The following is a 20,025-nucleotide window of genomic DNA, read 5'->3' as shown; positions in this document are numbered from 1 at the left end:
TTCAGCGGACTGGCCGGACGCCCAGGCGGCAGCTGAGACAATCGCGTTGGATGGAGACGCAGACCCTCCGCAGTGCGAGCCGCTAGGTTCGGCGAGATCACGTCCGCAGACGGAGCAAAGCTCTCCACAAAGCACCCGCCTTTGGCATGAGGAAAGCAGTTGATCGCTCGCCCGCAAGGAGGAGCGCCGGATCGAGATGGCCAGCAAGATCGCCCATTTTCCCACCGTGCGCGATCTTAGCGGCTTCGACTTCTCAGCCCAGCCCTCGCTCGATCCCGGGCAGATTCGTGATCTGGCGGTCTGTCGCTGGATCGCGCACGGCGACACGCTGCTGCTGCTCGGTCCACCCGGTGTGGGCAAGACGCCTCTGGCCATTGCGCTCGGCCGCGAAGCCATCCGCGAAGGATACTCGGTGCTGTTCGTCGCCGCCCCGGCCTTGGTCGCCGCCCTCGGCAAGGCTCATCAGGAGGGCCGCTTCGAAGAGCGCTTGGCGTTCTATGCAAAGCCCAAGCTGCTGATCGTCGACGAACTCGGGTATTTGCCGTTCGACCCCAACGCGGCGCACCTGTTTCTTCCAGCTCGTCTCCAGACGTTACGAGCGCGGCAGTCTGCTCATCACCTCGAACCGGTCCGTCGGCGAATGGGGCGAGATGTTCGGCGATCCGGTCGTGGCCCCAGCCTCGACCGGTTGCTCCATCACAGCCATGTCATCACCATCCGCGGCGACAGCTACCGCCTGCGCGAGAAGCGCTGTGCCGGTATTTTCAACTCAGCCAACCTCAACCTGGAGAAGCTCATAACGCACGATAGCCGACAGATTTGCGCCCCGGCGTGCCGGCACCTGTGGGCCCACAGGTACCTCCCGCGCTCCGCTCCGCCAGCCGCGTGGAGGCGCTCCGCTACGCGCGGGTCCCTCCTGTGGACTCCGGCACCGAGCCACACTCCATCAACCAAAGGGGGGCGGTTTTACCGAGGGGTCACTTCCGGATGTCGCTTGATACGCATGGGCCGGGCGAGATCCAAGGGACTCCTCGACGGCAATAGCAGGGAAAAGCAGGCTGGGCCGCATCATCATCGTCGGGCTTACCCCTCATGGCGACGGCGGCATCCGCTTCGCCCACGAGCGGAGCAGATGCTAAGCCGAGCACCGCAGTGGTGGAACCTGCATTGCTTCGTAAGCTAAGGTCTGTGGCGAAAAATCAGATCGCGAATGCTGGTTCTGCGTTCAGCGAAACAGCATACGCAGTATCCGGCTCGCACCCGACGCGCTGGGCTTATCAACTCGGGTCTAGGAGAAAAGATCAGCCATGGCGGGGGGGGCATTCGGTGCACGCGGGAACCAGTCGTCCGCGCACTTTCGAGGGGCGCCGAAGTGCTCCTGCTTTACGAGCCGGTGCCAATCTCACCGTGCGCAAGATGGCCAAGCTCTTCGCTGTCCGAGGCGACTGACGCATGAGCGATGCGTGTCCAGAACTCGACAGCGGCAGAAAACATGTCGGGTTCAAGACAACCGGGCCCTTGGACCTTTTTCCAAGCCCGATCATATACTTGCGGCGCGCTAAGCGCGCTGGCATGGCCTTTGCTGGTTGAGATGCGGCAATAATGGTGAGGGCTGACCGCATTTCGAACGGGCAAGACGAACGATGGTCTTCCTAACCGGTGTATTCCGTCTCTTAGAGAAAAGCCAACTCGCGCATAAACGCCAGAAAAGGCGTGGGGAATGGAGCTTTGGAGAACAACATGGTGTTGCGTATGGAGTCCCCGGCTCCTCCGATCAAAGTGGACGACTGGCTGCGTGGCGAGCCCCTAGCCAACTTTCAGCCCGGCAAGGTGTACCTTGTTGAATTCTGGGCGACTTGGTGCGGACCCTGTGTGGCTGCCATGCCGCATTTGGTGGAACTGAAAGAGAAATATAACGACCGCGGGTTTGAGGTCGTTGGAGTCGCAGCTAGCGAACAGGCTCCAACGGCGGACGAGGCGCGGACCAAGTTGGATGCGTGGCTGACCGAGAGGTTCCCGAATCTGAATTATCGGATCGCGTTCGATTACACAGGCGAAATGAACAGACTATGGATGGAAGCCAGTTCTTCTCTCGGGATTCCCACCTCGTTCGTGGTCGATCGCGACGGCCACATCGCTTTCATCGGACACCCGTCGGAACTCGATGACATTTTACCGAATGTTCTCAACGGCAGCTGGCGCAGCAGCGATGAAGCCAAAGCCGCCGATATTGGCCGGATCGCTAGTAACCAACGCACAGCGCGCGAACTATCGGTGACCAAGCCGATATACGCCAAACTTCAGCCGGCGATGCAGGCCGAGGATTGGACGGCAGCACTCTCGGCCATGGACGAAGGCCTCGCATTGATGCCCGATTATATCGGGTTCCGGGAAACTCATGTGGACCTACTGCTTCACAAGCTGCGCGACATGCAGACCGGCTTGCCAGCTATGCGACAGTTAGTCGAGGACGCGATCGACAAAAAGTTCGAGGCCGTGTCTTGGATGGTCATGGCCCTGAACCAACTCTTCGATCCCGCGAAGGACAACTCCCATCTACCCCGTGCTGAGCGCATTGCAATGGGCGACAAGCTCTCGCAACAGATCCTGACACTAAATCCTCCGCAAGGCGACGGACCCCTTAAATTCCGTTGGTACGTCCCGGTCGCTCAATATTATTACGAGAGCGGCAACAAAGATCGCGCGATCGAGTTGATCGAGGTGGCACTGAAATCTCTGGGTGATCCGGAGACGATGCCGGACCACATCAAACAGTATTACCTTACCCCATTGCTCCAAGCCCTGGCCAACTACACGGGTGAGAAGGCCTGCTACGCGCAGCTTTGCGTGGTTCCGCAAAACAAGGCTCCTGAAAATCAAAGCACAATCGCCTGATGAGCAAAGATCGCAAAGGCATCACATGTGGAATGGAACCCTGGTCAATTCACCAGTTCTGCGGCGTGCCCGCTGTAAGTGTGTCCATGCAGCACAGGGTGGATCGATCGCTGCAGGTCAAGGCTCGGGTCTTAGTGACCGTCAACCGGATCGCCGCGGGCGCGATGTTCGACGCGAATTTGGCCCGTCGTGGAAGACGTCACAGTCCAGGACTTGCTCATGGTCGGCCAAAAGGACGGCATTTACGTGGAAACGGCCCGGCCAAGCCGGACGTCGGCTGCGCAAGCGGACCCGAAGTACGCGTACCCGAAAGCACAAATCGTCTTTCGATGACGAGCACTGAAATTGAGGAAAGCGAAATGTCTCACACCGCGTCTGGCCCTGCCGTCAACAAGGACGGCGAGGCCCTTGCCCGTCCGTTTGGCAAACATCTCTTGCCGCAGGCCGGGGCTCAGGACTTCCATGACTCGTGCCGGGGGAAATCGGACACCGAGCTGCTCGCCTACTTCATCATCACGAAGGAACTCCGCCGGAAGACCCGATCCTTGGCGATCCGGATCCGGACGTGCTGTGGAGGCTCGACTCCTTTTACGCCGCAGTGGGGTTCCGATCGAGGAGCGGCCCGGCGTGATGGCATCGCCAACACCAGAGATGAACCAATGGAGCAACGGGCGCGTGCTTTTTACGGTCGGCAGTTGGTCGTTTGTCGAGACGTCCACCAGTTCGGCTCCGAGACTAACCGGAAACTCGCGGATGCCGGTACGAAACTGGTCGACGATGCGACTGCTGCTACAGCCGACCTGGCGCGGGCGTGGAAGAAACCGATTTTGAGGGAGGATCATGTCGAACCTGGATGAGATGGTGAAGAAAGTCCGAAAGCTTCAGCTGCGCGCGGCAATTGCTAAAACGAACTTGCGCGACCTTGCTGAGAGTCTCCCGGTCAAATGGACTGAGATAGAGGAGGTCGCCGAGAAAACGCACGCCGTTTATGCCGAGTTGGATGGCGCCAGGAGAGAGCTCGCTACAATGAAGAAATTAGGATGAAGAGCACATTCATCAGCCGCGACGGCTCCGTATGGGTGCCGGACTATCTGACCGCCATTGATGGCAAGCTCTGTATCGGCTGCGGCCGCTGTTTCAAGGTCTGCTCGCGCGAGGTCATGCATCTTTACGGAGTCGACGACGCGGGTGAAATCCTCTGCGCATGCGACGGCGGTGACGACGAGTTCGATAGTGAGCTCAATCGCATGATCATGGTCGTCGACTATGCAGGCCGATGCATTGGTTGCGGAGCCTGCGGGCGCGTCTGCCCTAAGAACTGCCAGACCCATGTCGCGGCCGACCAGATCCGAGCATGAGCAGCATGACTTTGACGGCACAAAACCAGGAGAACGGAGTTGCCCTTCATGATCTTTTGTCGGCTCTTAGGTCTGGTCCTTTGCGGCAACGCGATGATTGTTTACTTAGCTTCGCATTCGATCCATCTAGCAGTCGTCGCGACGCTGGCCTGCTCGCTGCTGCTTCAGGTGGTCTATTTCGGCAGCGTGCTCTTTTTGATCTGGCGGTCCAGCTGTGCTTGTCGAGCAGGTGAAAGGGCGGACCATTTCGGTAGGGCACGGAAGTTGGATAGCAGCCAACAGATCTTCATAAAAAGCCCCTTCTCATTTGCTGAAATGCTCGGATGGCCGTTCGTGTAGTGTTCGCCGAAGGACCGATACCCCCCAGTTCAGCACCCGCTGCGGTAGGAAATCTGATTGTCGAATCGCCGCGTTCGCATAGCCGCGTTTACTTCAGCCCAGTCCGGTATTCTCCCGGCGGTGAACGGTATGAACAAGCTCTTCAGCTCCTGGCGACCTATTTTCACATTGACACAGCAAGCTGCCAAGTGGTCGAACGGTGGACGGCATTTCGCTAACATCCGCGAATATGAGTGCCTGCAACGGGCCGCGCGCGGCAACGTGCGAGTAGACGTATTCTGGTGTGGACGCCGGGGTTTATACGTTTGCCAGCAGTTGCTCAACGGGCTTCATCGCCGGCGAGCTCGTCGCCCGTTGTCGATGACGAGGACGGCGCGCCGTCAACGGCGCTGCCATGCCTTGCAAAGGTCCTGTTGGCGGGCACGCTATCTGTGTTCCGGTGCCACAGTGGAAACTAGTAGCGTCGGCATTGCCGGCGCTTACATTCCTGTTTGTGGCGAGGAAGGCTCTTAGTCGCCTTTGATTAAGCGCGGGACATCATGAAATAGCCCCGAATGACTCGGACACGGATCTCCATCTTGATAAGGGATAGGAAGTAATGTCGTGTGAGCATGGACGCCCTCCGTCACCGCGTTCAATCTCGTGAGAGATGCTCGCTTTTGTCGAGGATTTAATGGAAAACGTCACGACGGTCGGGTTGGATTTGGCCAAGCACCTATTTCAGGCTCACGGGGCAGGACTGCTGCGCGGTGGCTTTTCGAGAGAAACTGCGCCGTGACCATGTCCCTCATCGACATACGCAGCAACCCGCCTGCGCAAGTCAATTGGTAGACTTGCCGATCGCGGTTTCCTTTCAATCGCAATGAATCACGAGCTCGATTCAAGCGAATCTGGAGGCTTCTGTGAGGTCAGCATGCTCGACGGAGCGGGCCGGCTGGTTGTCGGACCTCAATGCAAGCTGGATTGAACGAAGCCGCGGTACGGCCTGGCGCTATGGGGATTGTAGCCGGGAAGGAAGTTCGGGATCGTCTTCGCCAGGCTGATCAAAGGCGTTCACGACGCGACCACAGCGAAGGATGGTACGATGGAAGGCGTGACCGCGATGTCGGAAGCCGTCGAATAACCTGTAGTGCTATGCCGAAATACACCGCGGCCGGGCTGCACTGGCTCGCACTGCATCAACGCCGGCGCGGGTCACAGACTGACCCTCATGGCATGGAGGAGGTCGAGAACTCACGGCACAGAGGCGGCTGTCGTCATTCGAGGTTCCGCGCTCTCATGTTCAGCTGTGTTCAATTGAAGGACGTCTATGTGCGACTCGATACACTGAGGGCGCAAGTATTCCGCCAGCGCAAGGCGAAACACACCGGCTTTTCTCCCTCTGTTCGCACAACCACTTCGGTGGCACGCCGATTGCATGGGACTCTGTGTAAGCGCGCGGGGTCCTGACGAGCTGTTCCCGAGAAGGGACCAAATCCGCGAATGAACGTGACAGCAGGCAAACATTAAAGGAGTAGCTCATGCGGGTAGCGGTCGTGTGGAACGGTGATTTAACGGGCGTGATTAACCGGTTCGGTCTGCCCCCGGAGCCTCCGCAGCCTTGGCCTTATTACGCCGAGACAGTCGAAAGCGTAGTGGTGGCACTGCAAGAAGGCGGCCATGAGACGCTGCTGTGCGAAGGCGATAAAGGATTGCTTGCTGCGCTCGAGAAGTTCATGCCACCCGATCCGCAAGCTCGCCCTTCGGGCATGGTCTTCAACTTGGGAGAGGGAATTCAGGGCGAGTTCCGTTTCACCCACGTTGCGGCCATGCTCGAGATGGCCGGTGTTCCATACACCGGATCGAGCCCACTGGGACATGGGCTGACGAACGACAAAGTCACTACAAAAAGGGTCATCCGCGATCAGGGCCTGCCGACGCCGAACTTCCGCGTGATGCGGCGCGGCACAGAGAGTTCCGGCGACATGCGATTCCCAGTGGTGGTGAAGCCGCGTCACGAGGATTGCAGCCTCGGGTTGCAGCTGGTACATGAGCCCGTTCAACTGAGAGAGGCAGTGGAAATGATCGTCACGCAGTTTGCGCAGGATGCACTCGTGGAAGAATACATCGAGGGGCGAGAAATCAATGTCGCGCTGCTGGGAAACGGAGAATTCGAGGTGTTGCCTCCGGTGGAGTATGATTTCAGCGGCCGCCAAACGCGTCTTCTGACTTGGGAAGTGAAGTACACGGCGGTCGCGGCGGTGCCGAAGATTTGTCCGGCGCAAATCGGGAGTAGGCTTGCGAGGAAGATCCAGGATATTTCGGTTGCGACCTTCCGTGCCTGCCAGTGCCGGGACTATGCCCGCGTCGACCTTCGGATCGATCGCTCCGGCCAGCCCTTTGTCCTGGAGATCAACTCCATGCCGGGGCTTGGTATGCGCGGCGCTTCCGCCTTAGCCGCGAAGACTGCCGGACACAGCTACTCGAGCTGGATCAATCGCATCCTCGATGTCGCCCACACCCGGTACTTCGGAATCGGCATCTCCTAGTCCCTATGATTGGTGGGCCTGAGGGTGGCCCGTCATCCGATATGCAACGGTACGAGGGTTAAGCCGGCTGGCCGGCGCAGAGCCTCATGCATAGGAGACGGGCCCTATGGAGCATATCAGATTTGTCGGTTTGGATATTCACAAGGAGCGGATTTCGATCGCGGTGGCAGAGAGCGGACGCGGCGAGTCGGTGGAATATTTCGGCGAGATTGCCAATGACCCTGATGCCACCAAAAAGCTATGCGACCGTCCGGGGCGTTCCCGCAGGCCGCTGGCGTTTTGCTATGAGGCCGGCCCGTGCGGTTATGGCGTTTATCGCCAACTCACAAGCCTGGGCCATCGCTGCGACGTGGTGGCGCCATCGCTGATTCCGAGGAAGCCTGGCGATCGGGTGAAGACGAACCGTCGCGACGCCACCATGCTCGCCCGCCTCACTAGGGCCGGAGAGTTGACTCCCGTCTGGGTGCCCGATACCGATCACAAAGCCATGCGCGACCTGATCCGGCTGCGCAGCGTCGTGCGCCAGGTGGTGACGCGAGCGCGTCGACATCTTCCGGGATTTCTGCTGCGTCACGGGCATAAGCACGAGCGTGGGACGGCCTGGCGAATGGCTTACCGGCGATGGCTTTCGACATTGGCCTTCGAACATCCCGCTCAGCAGATCGCATTTCAGGATTACGTCGATGCCGTCATGGATGCTACGGCGCCTGCAGCAGGTCGAGGAACAGATACTCAGCCTGCTCCCGGAATGGAACGAGCGCCCGGTGGGTTGACGCCTTGCAGGCAATGCGCGGCATCGCGCTGATCAATGCCGTGGTGCTGGTCGCGGAGGTCGGCGACTTCAACGCTTCTCCAATCCACGCCAGCTCATGGCCTTTTGCGGCCTGGTCCCTGGCGAGCAATCGAGTGGCTAGACCGTCTGGCGCGGCGGCATTACCAAGACCGGCAACACCCATGCCCGGCGCGCGCTGGTCGAGGGCGCCTGGGCATACAGGATAAGGCCGCGCATCGGCCGGCACAAGGTCGACCGGATCGAGGTGCTGCCAAAAGTCGTTCGCGATATCGGGTGGAAGGCGCAGGTTCGGCTTTGCACCCGATACCGCCGTTTGAGCGCGCGCGGCAAGAACGCCAACGTCGTCAACGTCGCCATCGCACGCGAGATGGTAGGCTTCATCTGGTCGATCGCCTGCACGGTTCAATCCGCGCCAAAGGCGGCGTCACCGGGATGAAAGACAGCCAGCACAGGAGACCGCAAACCCATTATCAGCCTCGGCGCGATATGCGGTGCTAGAGGCGAGACAATGCCGGGGAGCCCTCGACTCCACTATGAGCCGCGATGCTCGCCACCTAGACAGAGGCAGCCCCAAACGAAACAAGGTCATGCGGCCCCCACCCGCGGATGAGAGATTGTTGACCGACGTTCAAGTCCCGCCTCTTGCACGCGTACAAGTGCCTCGACCGCCGATCGGGTCGGCGGGCAAGTTTCTACGCCAAAGGCCGTTGTCAGCAATTGAGAGTGGAAGGAATCTAACGCTTGGTGCCCGCGTTTGACGGCAGCGATGATTTTGTCCGGATCGGCGGTCCAGGTGAAGGGTTTGGGGTGATCGCTGCGCTAGGCGAGGAAGCGGTTGATGGCAGCCTGGAGATCAACGACCGAATGGAAGACGCCGCGCTTGAGGCGGCGTTTGGCGAGTCTGGCGAAGAAGCCTTCCACCGCGTTGAGCCACGAACACGAGGTCGGTGTGAAGTGGAAGGTGAAGCGCTGATGCCGGTCGAGCCAAGGCGCGCACTTTCGGGGGGACTTGTGAGCACCGTAGTTGTCGAGAATGACGTGGACGGCCTTGCAGTCCGGCACTTCGGCGTTGATGGCATGAGGAAGCGAATGAACTCCTGGTGGAGGTGCCGCTGCAATGTTGCGGCCGATGATGGAGCCGTCGAGCACGTTGAGCGCGGCAAAGAGCGTGGTGGTGCCGTGCCGCTTGTAGTCGTCATGGTGCCCAGCCGTCCCCGCTTCATGGGCAGGCCAGGCTGGGTCCGGTCCAGCGCCTAGATCTGCGATTTTTCATCAACCGACAGTACGATGGCGTGGGCCGGCGGATCAACGTAAAGCCCGACGACATCGCGCAGTTTATCGACGAACTTTCGGATCGTTGGAGAGCTTGAACTGCCGCCAGCGGTGGGGCTGAAGCCCGTGCGCATTCCAGATGCGCCGGACGGCGCTGGCTGATGTCGGCTACCTTCGCCATCATGTCGGCCGTCCAGTGCGTCGTATCGGCGGGTGGGTTTTCGAGCGTGAGCGCCACCACGCGTTCGGCGACATCCGGGACGAGCGGCGGAATGCGCGAGGGCCGCGTCTTGTCGCGCAGCAGCCCTTCAAAGCCTTCCTGGACTGTCAGGAATTTCGTGTCTGAGGCCATGATGATGGAAAGGAGAATCATCACATGGCCATTGAGAAAGAACCTTTGGACCAATTGCTTGCTGGGCGCGCGCGGGACGAAGTCTTTGCCAAGGAGGGTTTGCTCGACGAATTGAAGAAGGCGCTTTCGGAGCGCATTCTGAACGCCGAGTTGGATGAGCATCTGGACGCTGAGCGTGAGGCCGGCGGCCCTACCAACCGGCGCAACGGCGTGTCGAAGAAGTCGGTCCTGACCGGAACGTCGAAGATGAAACTGACGATCCCGCGCGACCGGGCTGGCACCTTCGACCCGAAGCTGATCGCCAGATATCAGCCGCTCTTTCCTGATTTCGACGAGAAGATCATCTCCATGTACGCGCGGGGCATGAGTGTGCGCGAGATCCGCGGGCATCTCGAAGAGCTCTACGGCATCGACATGTCGCCGGACCTGATCTCGGCGGTGACCGACGCCGTCCTGGAGGAAGTTGGCGAATGGCAGAACCGGCCGCTGGAGGCCTGCTATGCGCTCGTCATCTTCGACGCCATCCGGGTCAAGATCAGGGACGAGGGCTTTGTCCGCAACAAGGGCGTCTACGTCGCGCTCGGCATTCTGGCCGATGGCACCAAGAAGGTTCTCGGCATCTGGATCGAGCAGATGGAAGGCGCCAAATTCTGGCTGCGCGTCATGAACGAGCTGAAGAACCGCGGCGTTGGCGACATCCTGATCGCCGTGGCCGACGGCCTGAAGGGCTTTCCCGAGGCGATCAACGTCGTCTCCCCACAAACCGTCGTCCAGACCTGCATCGTGCATCTCATCCGTCATTCGCTGGCGTTCGTGTCCTGGAAGAACCGCGGTGATGCCGGCGCTCAGGGCCACTACGGGCCAGTGACGCCGAGGCCGGCATGAAGGCGCTGGAGGAATTCGAGGCCGGTTATTGGGGGCAGCGCTATCCGGCCATCACGCAGAGCTGGCGACGCAATTGGGAGCACGTCGTGCCCTTCTTCGCCTTCCCCGAGAGCGTGCGCCGGATCATCTATACCAGGATGACATCGACAAGTCTGACGTTGGCTCATTCGTTTCTTTGTTGTTCCGGTGAGCCCGTTTCTTCGTCCCGGCCGACGCATCGCCATCGGCTCCCGCGTCGAGACGCGGTCAAGGCTGGCCGTCGCACTGACGGTTCGGCACGTCACGACGCTTCGAGCAGGGCTCCGAATCCAGGTTAACGGCATAGCTCTCCCAGGGTTGCGGCGAGGTAGTTCGGATCTCAGCCGGCCTTTTCGCGTCTGAGTTTGAGGAGTGCCTGTCGCTGACGGCTCTGACAAGGTTGAGAGCGAAATGGCGCACGATGGCCATGTTGAGAGCGCCGTGGCCTTTTCTGAGACGCGACTGGTCGTCGTTGAAGACGACGTCGAGGGTCCAGTGCAGAGCGTTCTCGACAAGCCAGTGGCCGCGCACGGCATGAGCGGCCCGTTCGGCCGTCAGTTCGGCGGAGGCGATAAAGTATCGCGTGTCGAAGCGGCTTTTGTCCTTCAGCCCGGTGCGCGAGCTGACGGCGATGGTTGTTGCGGCTGGCAGGCGCAGTTCGCCGGGAAAGCGGAGTTGGCCTTCGAGCCAGCCAGTCTCGCGAGAGACGGTGACGGTGCGCTCCATCGATGCAGCCATGGGCCTTGTCGAGATCGACGAAGCTGTCGAGGCAATCGGCGGGATGCTCGATTTCGGCTCTGAGCGTCGGCTGGTTGGCCTTGACGGCGAGCAGGTAGGAGGCGCCGGCATTCCTGATGGTGGTAGCAATGGCGGCATTGGTGGCGATGGCGTCGGTCCAGACGAGCGAGCCCTTGATGCCGTCATTTGCCGCCAGGCGCTCGACAAGCACCGGAATCGCGGTCGTCTCATTGCTCTTGTCACTGACGGCCTCCTAGCCGAGCACGAGACGGGCATTGGTGGCGATGGCGTCGATCGAAGACGAGCGTGCCCTTGAGGCCGTCATTTTGCCGCCAGGCGCTCGACAAGCACCGGAATCGCGGCCGTCTCATTGCTCTTGTCACTGACGGCCTCCTGGCCGAGCACTAGACGCGCGGTGGTGGCGAAGGCCGAGAGAGATGCAGTGCGGCCTTGCCGGCGCCGCGATCGTGGCTGCGCCGTGACGTTTTGCCGTCGATGGCGACGAAGTCCGGCTTGTCGGGCCATGTCTGGGGCACCCATGCGGTGAAGGCCGCCGAGAACAGGCCGGGATCGATGCGGTTCATCAGCATGGTCAGCCAGCGCCCGGCACGTCGTGATGATAGGGCAAGTAGCGGCGCAGAAAGTCGAGACGCGTCGCGCCCCAGTCGGCAATCAGATCATAGTCGTCGCAGTCGCAGATGGTGCCGCACACAACCAGAAGCACGACTTCCGGCAGCGGATGCGCCACCCCCCATGGCGCGCGGGTCTTCGATCGCGGCGAAATGCTCCAGCAGCGCCTTAAGGTGTGGCTTTTCAAATCCTTCGAGGGCGGCAATCGTCATGACAGGGGCTCCGAATCATCGAAGCCCCCATGGAATCAGATCAACCGCAATGCGTGTTAACCCGAGTTCGTTGCCCTGACTCTTCGAGGCCATGCCTTGACGGCGTCCAGCACGGCCAGTCTGGAGCAGACCGTGTCGGCGATTGTCGTGACGGCACATTCTTTGTGCTAATGATCGCCCAGCACGGACGACTACGTGGCGAAGAGTGGTGCGAGAGGATGAGAGCGTCGCCGCGCATCCTATAGTCGCTCCTCCTTTGTGGCGTCCGTGCGCCGCTTCGGCCCTCGTGATCGCCAGTGCCGGACCATCAGCTCGTAGGCACGCTCGCATTTTCGGCTGCGGCCTTCTCCCGGTTGCGCAACTCCTTGACATTGTAGGCGTAGGCCGCACCGCGCTCGTTCGGCGCGCCGGCCATGAGGGCGAGTTGCCGTTGCTTCGCCGCCACCAGCGCAGGGCGGACCCAGAAGTAGTCCTGCTCCTTGGTCAGCAAGTGCCAGATCAGCACAGCGAGCTTGCGGGCAACGGCGACCGCCGCGACCTGATGGCGACGTTTGCTGCGGATGCGCAGGAAGAAGGCTCTGAGTGGGCCGGGCGCCTAAGCGATGCCAAGGCCGGATTGGCGGACACGCGTGAGGCCAAAGTAGCTCACCAGTTTCTGTGGCTTGTTGAACCGCCGGATGCCGCCGATGGCGGCGGTGATACCGGTTGCCACGTTGGCATTTGTGGCGATCTCATTGATCACGTTCTCACATCTTCACAGGAGCAGCCGCCCTCAATCTGGGCACCAGCGATGAGTTTCGGCAGCCGCACCAGATTGGCGGGGCGGCAGCGAAGGTGAAGGCCCATCCGAGACGATCGTGGCCGCGGAACCTGGTCTTGTGCTGGCCGGTCACGGCCTTGATCCAACCGAATGCCTCTTAGATGCGCTTCCTGATGCGCTGACGACCGGATATCCGCCGTGCCGGGTGGTGCGCCCGTCGATGGCCGAACTACGTCCGCTGGTGTTCTGCGATACATGCGGTCTCACCCTCATCGAGCCCAGCGCGTCGTAGGCTTTGTCCAAGCCGGTGATCGCCAGTGGCTGCTCCGCGCGAGGTTCGATCATGTGCAGTGCGGCCGCCCGCTCAGTATGTCGGTCGGCCAGTATCAGGCAGGCGTCGGCCAGCAGGCCGTGGCCGTTCTGCATCAGGCCATGCCCCATAAAGCCTAGCTTGGCCTCCTTGCCTTTGCCCTTGCGATGGAGCCAGACATTCGGATAGGTGGTCGAGGTATGCGTATCGTTCGACCGCTTTTGGCCATGGAAGTCCGCTTCCGCGTTTCGTCGGCCGCCCTGTGGATCACCCTACCTACTGATCCGGCCGAGGCGGTCCTTGCCGCTCGATGAATTTCTGCCGCGGCACAAGAGCTTCCCACGCCGCCAATTGTCGGCTGGATCTGAACAGCGACGCGTCTCTCACCGTCGTGCGGCGATCGCGCTGGCGGTGATCGGACCAATTCCGGGGATCGTCTCCAGACGTCGCTAAGCTCATTCGAGCGATGCCAGGCGTGAAGCTGACGATCCAGCTCACTAACCTGCTTGTGCGCCACCCGTAGCGGCTCGACCAAGGGAGCAGCCCGGGCAAGCCGCGGGCTCGCTGTCCCGGTCTTCAACGAGCCAGATCAGCATCCCCACGCCGACAATGCACTGACGCGCACGACCCCACTCGGCCAGATGGCCGCACAAAGCGTTGACCAGCATGATCCGCTGCCGCATCAGGAGCTCACGGACTCGATGCGGCATCAGCACACTCTGCTGCTACTCGATCTTCACCGGAACGAAGCGCATCAATGGCCGCGTCACCGCTCCGCAGATCGCCTCGGCATCGGTCGCATCATTTTTCTGTTACGGCTGTAACGTACGATGCTGGCATCAGTCGGACCTCATGACCCAGCCGCATTAGAACACGGCCCGTGCCCCACCGCGCATGCCGATGCCAATCAGGCAAGAGGGCAAGGCCTCGAAAATCGGGCGACATCATCGCGCCGTAGCTTCCGGCGAATGACAACTCCACCACCGGAGTCGAGGCCATGAACCTGCTCGGCAATAATCCAGACTGATTCTAGTAATCTTCTCCATGGACGGCTCTCCCCGATGTGACTTGCGACGGCCACACTTAGCACTTCGATGCCGGAACGGAGGCCGTCCATCGCATCAGGTCACCGCCAATCACTTCTCCGAACGCCGGCCGAAGGGAAGGCAGTTTGTCATGGTTATCGATTATCGGAATATATAAACTGATTAATCGATTTTTATTGTGGACCTCAATGAGCCGCCTGTGAATGATGAGACAGATGGTAATTTCGTATGGAGGGCTTCGATGAGTCCAACGTCCGCCGCGTGGCCGTGGTAGCCAGTCCGATTATCTAGTTCGATCTCGGCTCCAGAAACCCTGTCGCGCACGATGAAGAAGAGTTCGAAGGCCTCCTGTGCAAGCTAATCAGGCAGCTGGACCGAAGACCGGGTGGCTTGAGCACATACAAGCGACACGCGCCAAAGTCGCGCAGCTATTCAATGCCGCCCGAGGAGATCGCCTTCACCAAGACTGCGCCGGAAAGCATGAACATCGAAGCTCAGGCGCTACTCTCGCATTTCGGCCGCCTGACTGCAGGCTCGAACATAACAAGCTAGATATTGAAGCTCAGCGCCAATTCGCCAAGGGAGTATAAAATGGAGTCGTACGCCGGAAAATCCTTGTTCTTGCCACGGGGGGCTCCATAGCACAAACATCACCAAAGGATCCGACCTTGCTTGGCGACGCCTTGATTGATGCCGTGCCGCAGCTCAGGGATATGGCCAACATCTCGGTGGAGCAGATCGCTCAGGTGTCAAGTCCCGACATCTCTATTGATAATTGGCTGAGACTGGCACGCCGCATCAATTCGGCCCTGGTGGAAGATCACGTCCAAGGTATGGTGATTACGCATGGCACGGACCATTGGAAGAAACAGCATACTTCCTCAATCTCGTCGCCAAAAGCGAAAAGCCGGTCATTGTGGTGAGAGCCATGCGCCGCCCTTATTCCCTGGTGCAGACGGGCCGGTGCTGTGGCCAATCGCTATCAACCCCGAGGCGAAGGGAAAGGGTGTGCTGGTGAGCTGAACGCTGAAATTTGGTTCGTCGCGTGACGTCACAAGTCCACATTCAATTTGGACGCGCTCAAGGCGCCGGATTTCGGCCCCCTTGGCTACGTTAGGCATGGAAAGCCGCATTTTTGTCGTTGGTCGAAACGCAAACACACAATAGAGATCGAGTTCCACCTCAATGCTGAATGTTTCGCTCGTGTTGCAATCCTACAGCCACGTCGGCGTGACGCCTGATATACTCGAAGTCGTGGCGGCGTCCGGTTTACAAGGGTGTCGTTTGGGGCGGGACCGGCAACGGCAACCTTCCAGAGGTGATCCGGCCTGCAGCTAGTGAAGCTGTGAAGAGGGATTGGTGTTTGTCCGCTCCTCGCCCGCCATTGCGGCATTGTCGCGCGAAACGACGAGCTTGATGATGACGCACTTGGCTTCGTCACCGCAAACTCGCTTAATTCAGAAAAAGCTCGCATCCTGCTGATGCTGGCGCTTACCCAAACCTCTGATCCAGCGAAAATTCAGGAAGTATTTGACGCCCACTGATTTGACAGTCGTCACACTCCAGCCCCGAGGCGATACCATTTGGGAGGTCTGACCATCTTTACGTCAAAGCCACAGCGGCATTGGCCACTCCGCTGCGTACCATCTCACCATCGAGATTGGTGATCCAAGAGAGGTTCATAGATCGCTACATCAGCAGCGGATGTCGGCTACTGATTGCAATTTGAAGTAACCAACATGCTATGGCGGGCATCGCTCCCGGCAATGAAAGGAATGTAATATGTTATTGGAGGAAAAACCTGACGTGGGGGTTAGCCACGGAGTACCCCAGCAACTTGTCGTAAAGGTCTTGGCACACGCGGACGCCAATCTGAATGATAGCCTTGATAGGCTGTTCCAATTCCTACGAATACCTTCTATCTCATGCGACGCATCGTACGCACCACAATGTCGCCAGGCGGCTTCCTGGATTGCAGATGAGCTGTCAGGCATAGGATTCTCTGCGTCCGTAAGAGCCACTATAGGAAATCCGATAGTGGTCGCGCACAGCAAGGAAGCGAACGGCCCGCATGTCTTGTTCTACGGCCACTACGACGTTCAACCAGTAGAGCCTCTTGAGGCGTGGAACTCCGATCCGTTCGAGCCGAGCCTCAAGGAGCAGCCCAGCGGCGAAACCCATATTGTTGCCCGTGGTGCATCGGACGATAAAGGCCAGCTTCTAACCTTCATTGAAGCGTGCCGCTCATGGAAGGCGGTGACAGGACATTTACCAATAAACGTGTCCATGTTCTTCGAAGGAGAGGAAGAAAGCGGTAGTCCAAGTATGGAGACATTCTTGGACGAGGCCGGTGAGGAAATGACCGTTGACGTCATGCTGCTTTGCGATACCTATCTGTGGAGAGATACGGTACCGGCGATCACTGTAATGTTTCGCGGCATTTTGGAAGAAGAGATCGAAGTAAGCTGTGCTAGCCGGGACTTGCATTCAGGTGCGTATGGCAACGCTGCACGCAATCCGATCCAGGTCCTAGCCGAGCTTATCGCCAGCCTAAGAGGTGCAAATGGTGAAGTAGCAGTCGACGGTTTCTACGACGATATACAGGGCTTAGACGAAGAAATCAAAGAAGATATATTGAAACTTGATTTCGACGCGGATGCATTCCTGAGAAGTGCGGGGCTTTCTCAATCATCCGGAGATAATGCCTATTCCGTTCTAGAGCAGATTTGGACGCGTCCGTCCTGCGAAATTAACGGAATTTCAGGGGGGTACTACGGGGAGGGTCTGAAAACGATCATCCCATCCAGCGCTCTGGCTAAGATATCCTTCAGGTTGGTCGCCGGTCAAGATCCAGAAAAGGTTCGATCCAAGTTTCGTGATCACATTCGTGCCAGAACACCTGCCGACTGCAAAGTGAAGTTTACCGGTTTCGGTGGCAGCCCTGCATCCCTCATCTCGTCGAGGAGCGAATATCTTGCCTGTGCACGCGCTGCGCTGAAGCAGGAATGGAACTGTGAACCTGTGCTGATCGGAAGTGGCGGGTCGATTCCCATTGTTGGCGTGGTTAAGCGTCGACTGGGCCTTGATTCCCTGCCTGTTGGTTTCGCGCGGTCTGATAACCGGCACCACAGCCCGAACGAAAAATATGATCTGTCTAGCTTCCACAAGGGAATTCGTTCGTGGATCCGGGTGCTCGCCGAGCTATCTCGCTGCGCAGCCGAACGTTCGTAGCAAAAGAATGCCGCAAAGTCACGCACACTTAAAAGGCACGGTTCGGCAATTCGCCCAGTTCCTGACCTACACGCCTGAGATGGTGTCGAACTGCATGTCCGGTTGGTGCCAACTCGATGACGCAGGATGCGAAAGCGTCTGCCATCGACCAACGTGTAGGAGACAAGTCGCGGCTCCGGCGCGAGCTCGGGTTCTGGGGATCGCCATCGTCGCCGCGTAACCAAGGCTCGCTTGCCGCCTCCTGTTAACCGTGAGCCGTTCCTGGCAATAGAGCCGAAAAGCCCATCGTTGGGATGACGCAGCAGGTTGACGGCTGCGTGATCGCGTCATTGAGTGGCGGCGTGACCAATGCCGGAGCATCTTACGATCGACACCGACAACAGGCGCGCCCGCCACTCCGGCAGGCCTTCCACGGCCCTCATATTTGAGACAGTTTCCCCTTGCAGATCGTCACATTGAGCTGGCAATACCGCCGCCGGGCGATGAGGATGAAGAGGCCCGTCACTCGGCTAACTAGCCCGTCCTATTCATGAGCCTTCTGGTTCGAGCGCCGCTGAGCGTTCGATCATGCAGGTAGGAGGCGTCTTTCTCACCGCAGCTGGAACTGGACTTTGGAACGCGCTGGACGATCAAGGTTTGGGTTTCGGCGGGGCCTTGATGCCCCGGCGCTTATGGTGCTCCGGGCTGCAGCGTGAGAGCGATTTGTCGGAACAGGCTGGCCTCGGGACAGGCGGCGCGAAGGCCAGGCGGATGCGCGAGACGTTTTCGATGACGCGGGCGCCGAGCTTGAGGAGTTTGAGCCGCAGCGTGGCGAACTCGGCGTTGCTGAGATGATTGGTTTTGGGCACCGCCTCGCGCAGGGTGATCAGCCAGTATGCGGCGGTGTGCAGGACGAGGCGCACCTGGTTGGCAAAGGTGAGCGGCAGCTGCTGCGGTCGGAGGCAAGCTGGCTCTTGTGCACTTGATCAGCTTTTCGGCCTGGCCACGGGCGCGCAGTAGATCACCTCTTAGCATTTCGAGCGTCACGCTTTTGGGCGGAGCGGCATAACCTCGCCGCGACTGGAAGTCCGTCGCCGTGATCCTGCGTCCTGGCAAGACCCCCAACCGGCAAGGAGATTCGCGGCCATTCGCGCCGGCTTGTCTGGCGCATCCGCGCTCGCAGAAGCCGGTGCTGCGCGGTTATTCCGAGACCCGATACGAAGCGAAATCCTGGAAGACGCAACTTCGCGTCTGCGCCCGCATCGAGGCAACCATCCGCGGCCTCGACGTGCGCTTCGTCGTCCCCAACCTCGGCAAAGGCTCCGCGGCGAATGGTGTCATAGATGTGGACGGTAGGAAGCAGCGCTCGTCATAATGGGCGTTGACGAGCGAGAGCTGCTGATGGCCATGTTCGACATCAAGCGTGTCGTCGAAGCATGTCCAGTGTCCGAACGGTGCGTCGGGCGAATTGAGAAAACTGCCCCCTATCGCCTCACCGGAGAATGTTACCGAGCGTGGTGCTGCCGACCCGCGCGATTGATCCAGTCGCCGTCGCGGATGATCCGCTCCGCCGTTTCCACGCGCCATGCCTCCACAGCCAGTGCACTATCCGCAGCTCTTCTTCGTGAAGCGCGACGGATCGGCAGTCATGAGGCGCTGGAGCACCGTGACTGCCGAAAGTGATGGCTCGGCCGCATGCGCCAGCACGTTCCTCATGAAATGGACGCGGGGGGCTGTTGAAGAAGTCTCCTCCTGCTGATTCAATTGTGAAATCGTTGATTCTCTGGAGGGGTTCGCGATGCTGGGACGGAAGGAGCGCGATCAGCTTGAGCTATTCATGACTGGCTCGCTGCGACAGCTTATCCCTGATGATCATATTCTCGCGCGGGTCGATCGTGTGCTGGATCTGTCCTGGCTGCGCGACGAGGTGGCGAACCTCTACTGCACCGACAATGGCCGCCCCGGCATCGATCCCGAGGTGGCTGTACGCCTGATCCTCGCGGGTTTCCTGCTTGGAATTGTGCATGATCGCCGGCTGATGCGGGAGGCGCAGGTCAACATCGCGATCCGGTGGTTTGTCGGCTACGGCCTCCATGAGGCATTGCCCGATCATTCTTCGTTGACGAGAATCCGCCGGCGCTGGGGTGAAGAACGGTTCCACCGGATCTTTGAGAGCACTGTACAAGCCTGTATCGACGCCAAAATCGCCAAGGGCGAAGTCATTCATGTCGATGCTTCGCTAATCCGCGCCGACGTCAGCTGGGATAGCTTGGCGCTGCGCCACCTTGAGGCGGTGAGCGCGGCGAATGCAGATGAGGAGGCAGCGATCAGAAAAAGCCGCAAGACAGGAAAGTTCAAAAAAGTCTGCATCACGGATCCCGATGCGAGCATGGCGACAAACGCCCGCAACCGCCGTCTTGAGCCCGCCTACAAACAGCAGACCATCGTCGATGATCTGCGCGGGGTAGTTCTCGATGTTGCCGTGACCACGGGGGAGATCAACGAGGGACAGATGATCGTCGAACGGATCGAAGCCGCCATGGTGTCGACCGGGTTATCTGTTAGCACCGTCACTGCCGATGCCGGCTATGCCTACGCGAAAGTGTTCGGGGCGCTCGAGCGTCGCGGCATTGATGCGTTGATTCCGGCCAAGGCAGAGCCGATCCGTAGCCCGGTCCC

The 20,025-nt window shown here is 59.6% G+C and carries 15 protein-coding genes and 9 pseudogenes; 14 read left to right on the top strand and 10 right to left on the bottom strand.

The window, feature by feature from the left end; genetic code table 11:
- Positions 1-166: 166 nt before the first annotated feature.
- The 9 genes and pseudogenes from istB to EN807_RS36865 all read left to right on the top strand — a co-directional run.
- A pseudogene (istB, locus tag EN807_RS36875) lies at positions 167-763 on the top strand (IS21-like element helper ATPase IstB); the annotation flags it as partial.
- A 977-nt stretch (positions 764-1,740) separates the two neighbouring features.
- Entirely contained in the window at positions 1,741-2,895 is a 1,155-nt protein-coding gene (locus EN807_RS29800; protein ID WP_135937754.1) for a TlpA disulfide reductase family protein, read from the top strand.
- 359 nt (positions 2,896-3,254) lie between these two features.
- Positions 3,255-3,752 (top strand): annotated as a pseudogene (locus tag EN807_RS29795) (DUF269 domain-containing protein).
- Entirely contained in the window at positions 3,736-3,939 is a 204-nt protein-coding gene (locus EN807_RS29790) for a CCE_0567 family metalloprotein (protein ID WP_135937753.1), read from the top strand. Before EN807_RS29795 ends, EN807_RS29790 begins: the two are co-directional and overlap by 17 nt.
- Positions 3,936-4,253, top strand: coding sequence for a ferredoxin III, nif-specific (gene fdxB, locus EN807_RS29785; RefSeq protein WP_135937752.1), 318 nt, complete (start codon positions 3,936-3,938; stop codon positions 4,251-4,253). The genes EN807_RS29790 and fdxB overlap by 4 nt, the downstream gene beginning before the upstream one ends.
- A 48-nt stretch (positions 4,254-4,301) precedes the next feature.
- The gene (locus EN807_RS29780) at positions 4,302-4,592 is read left to right on the top strand and encodes an exopolysaccharide production repressor protein (RefSeq protein WP_348640278.1); all 291 of its coding nucleotides are present in this window, start codon (positions 4,302-4,304) and stop codon (positions 4,590-4,592) included.
- Between the two features lie 1,520 nt (positions 4,593-6,112).
- A complete protein-coding gene (locus EN807_RS29775; protein WP_135937750.1) occupies positions 6,113-7,120 on the top strand; it encodes an ATP-grasp domain-containing protein in 1,008 nt (335 codons plus the stop codon).
- A 106-nt stretch (positions 7,121-7,226) separates the two neighbouring features.
- Positions 7,227-7,925 (top strand): transposase, encoded by a 699-nt coding sequence (locus EN807_RS36870; RefSeq protein WP_246684435.1) that lies wholly within the window; start codon positions 7,227-7,229, stop codon positions 7,923-7,925.
- 64 nt (positions 7,926-7,989) lie between these two features.
- Positions 7,990-8,034 (top strand): hypothetical protein, encoded by a 45-nt coding sequence (locus EN807_RS36865; RefSeq protein WP_246684443.1) that lies wholly within the window; start codon positions 7,990-7,992, stop codon positions 8,032-8,034.
- Here the strand turns inward: EN807_RS36865 and EN807_RS36860 are convergent.
- The 3 genes from EN807_RS36860 to EN807_RS29760 all read right to left on the bottom strand — a co-directional run bounded on the left by EN807_RS36860 (position 8,031) and on the right by EN807_RS29760 (position 9,699).
- The gene (locus EN807_RS36860) at positions 8,031-8,312 is read right to left on the bottom strand and encodes a hypothetical protein (RefSeq protein ID WP_246684434.1); all 282 of its coding nucleotides are present in this window, start codon (positions 8,310-8,312) and stop codon (positions 8,031-8,033) included. The two genes, EN807_RS36865 and EN807_RS36860, sit on opposite strands and share 4 nt — an antisense overlap.
- 420 nt (positions 8,313-8,732) lie before the next feature.
- The gene (locus EN807_RS29765) at positions 8,733-9,062 is read right to left on the bottom strand and encodes a transposase (RefSeq protein WP_246684433.1); all 330 of its coding nucleotides are present in this window, start codon (positions 9,060-9,062) and stop codon (positions 8,733-8,735) included.
- A 70-nt stretch (positions 9,063-9,132) separates the two neighbouring features.
- A complete protein-coding gene (locus EN807_RS29760) occupies positions 9,133-9,699 on the bottom strand; it encodes a hypothetical protein (RefSeq protein ID WP_246684445.1) in 567 nt (188 codons plus the stop codon).
- Here EN807_RS29760 and EN807_RS29755 point away from each other — a divergent pair.
- Positions 9,583-10,556: pseudogene (locus EN807_RS29755) on the top strand (IS256 family transposase); the annotation flags it as partial. The gene EN807_RS29760 and the pseudogene EN807_RS29755 overlap by 117 nt on opposite strands.
- A gap of 224 nt (positions 10,557-10,780) precedes the next feature.
- Here EN807_RS29755 and EN807_RS36855 read toward each other — a convergent pair.
- From EN807_RS36855 to EN807_RS29730, 6 genes and pseudogenes are all read right to left on the bottom strand, one after another.
- Positions 10,781-11,473, bottom strand: a pseudogene (locus tag EN807_RS36855) (ISAs1 family transposase); the annotation flags it as partial.
- Positions 11,474-11,477: 4 nt separating this feature from the next.
- A pseudogene (locus EN807_RS29745) lies at positions 11,478-12,020 on the bottom strand (ISAs1 family transposase); the annotation flags it as partial.
- A gap of 307 nt (positions 12,021-12,327) precedes the next feature.
- The gene (locus EN807_RS37705) at positions 12,328-12,525 is read right to left on the bottom strand and encodes a hypothetical protein (protein ID WP_348640275.1); all 198 of its coding nucleotides are present in this window, start codon (positions 12,523-12,525) and stop codon (positions 12,328-12,330) included.
- A 90-nt stretch (positions 12,526-12,615) separates the two neighbouring features.
- Positions 12,616-12,762: a transposase gene (locus EN807_RS37700; protein ID WP_348640274.1), complete on the bottom strand. Its 147-nt coding sequence runs from the start codon at positions 12,760-12,762 to the stop codon at positions 12,616-12,618.
- A pseudogene (locus EN807_RS29735) lies at positions 12,759-13,347 on the bottom strand (IS5/IS1182 family transposase); the annotation flags it as partial. The pseudogene EN807_RS29735 and the gene EN807_RS37700, both read right to left, overlap by 4 nt.
- Positions 13,348-13,365: 18 nt before the next feature.
- Positions 13,366-14,136: pseudogene (locus EN807_RS29730) on the bottom strand (IS110 family transposase); the annotation flags it as partial.
- 611 nt (positions 14,137-14,747) lie between these two features.
- Here EN807_RS29730 and EN807_RS29725 point away from each other — a divergent pair.
- Together EN807_RS29725 and EN807_RS29720 are read left to right on the top strand one after the other, a co-directional pair.
- Positions 14,748-15,059 carry an asparaginase domain-containing protein gene (locus tag EN807_RS29725; RefSeq protein ID WP_135937746.1) on the top strand — a complete coding sequence of 104 codons (312 nt, stop codon included), beginning with the start codon at positions 14,748-14,750 and terminating at the stop codon, positions 15,057-15,059.
- Positions 15,060-15,918: 859 nt separating this feature from the next.
- Positions 15,919-17,367: a M20/M25/M40 family metallo-hydrolase gene (locus EN807_RS29720; protein WP_135937745.1), complete on the top strand. Its 1,449-nt coding sequence runs from the start codon at positions 15,919-15,921 to the stop codon at positions 17,365-17,367.
- 669 nt (positions 17,368-18,036) lie between these two features.
- On the opposite strand, the pseudogene EN807_RS29715 reads toward EN807_RS29720, so the two are convergent.
- Positions 18,037-18,357 (bottom strand): annotated as a pseudogene (locus EN807_RS29715) (transposase); the annotation flags it as partial.
- 73 nt (positions 18,358-18,430) lie between these two features.
- Between EN807_RS29715 and EN807_RS29710 the strand changes: the two are divergent.
- Together EN807_RS29710 and EN807_RS29705 are read left to right on the top strand one after the other, a co-directional pair.
- Positions 18,431-18,673: pseudogene (locus EN807_RS29710) on the top strand (transposase); the annotation flags it as partial.
- A 471-nt stretch (positions 18,674-19,144) separates the two neighbouring features.
- Positions 19,145-20,025: transposase (locus tag EN807_RS29705; RefSeq protein ID WP_135937744.1), on the top strand; the 881-nt coding region annotated here is incomplete at its 3' end.

Source organism: Mesorhizobium sp. M5C.F.Ca.ET.164.01.1.1 (assembly GCF_004792125.1).
In the GTDB taxonomy this organism is placed as follows: domain Bacteria; phylum Pseudomonadota; class Alphaproteobacteria; order Rhizobiales; family Rhizobiaceae; genus Mesorhizobium; species Mesorhizobium wenxiniae.
Note: the sequence above shows the minus strand (reverse complement) of the source record. Positions and strands in the feature narration are given on the sequence as shown.

Coding starts and splice junctions, on each gene's coding strand:
- EN807_RS29800 (WP_135937754.1), top strand. CDS start 1,741: ATGGTGTTGCGTATGGAGTCCCCGGCTCCTCCGATCAAAGTGGACGAC.
- EN807_RS29790 (WP_135937753.1), top strand. CDS start 3,736: ATGTCGAACCTGGATGAGATGGTGAAGAAAGTCCGAAAGCTTCAGCTG.
- fdxB (WP_135937752.1), top strand. CDS start 3,936: ATGAAGAGCACATTCATCAGCCGCGACGGCTCCGTATGGGTGCCGGAC.
- EN807_RS29780 (WP_348640278.1), top strand. CDS start 4,302: ATGATCTTTTGTCGGCTCTTAGGTCTGGTCCTTTGCGGCAACGCGATG.
- EN807_RS29775 (WP_135937750.1), top strand. CDS start 6,113: ATGCGGGTAGCGGTCGTGTGGAACGGTGATTTAACGGGCGTGATTAAC.
- EN807_RS36870 (WP_246684435.1), top strand. CDS start 7,227: ATGGAGCATATCAGATTTGTCGGTTTGGATATTCACAAGGAGCGGATT.
- EN807_RS29760 (WP_246684445.1), bottom strand. CDS start 9,699: ATGCTCATCCAACTCGGCGTTCAGAATGCGCTCCGAAAGCGCCTTCTT.
- EN807_RS29720 (WP_135937745.1), top strand. CDS start 15,919: ATGTTATTGGAGGAAAAACCTGACGTGGGGGTTAGCCACGGAGTACCC.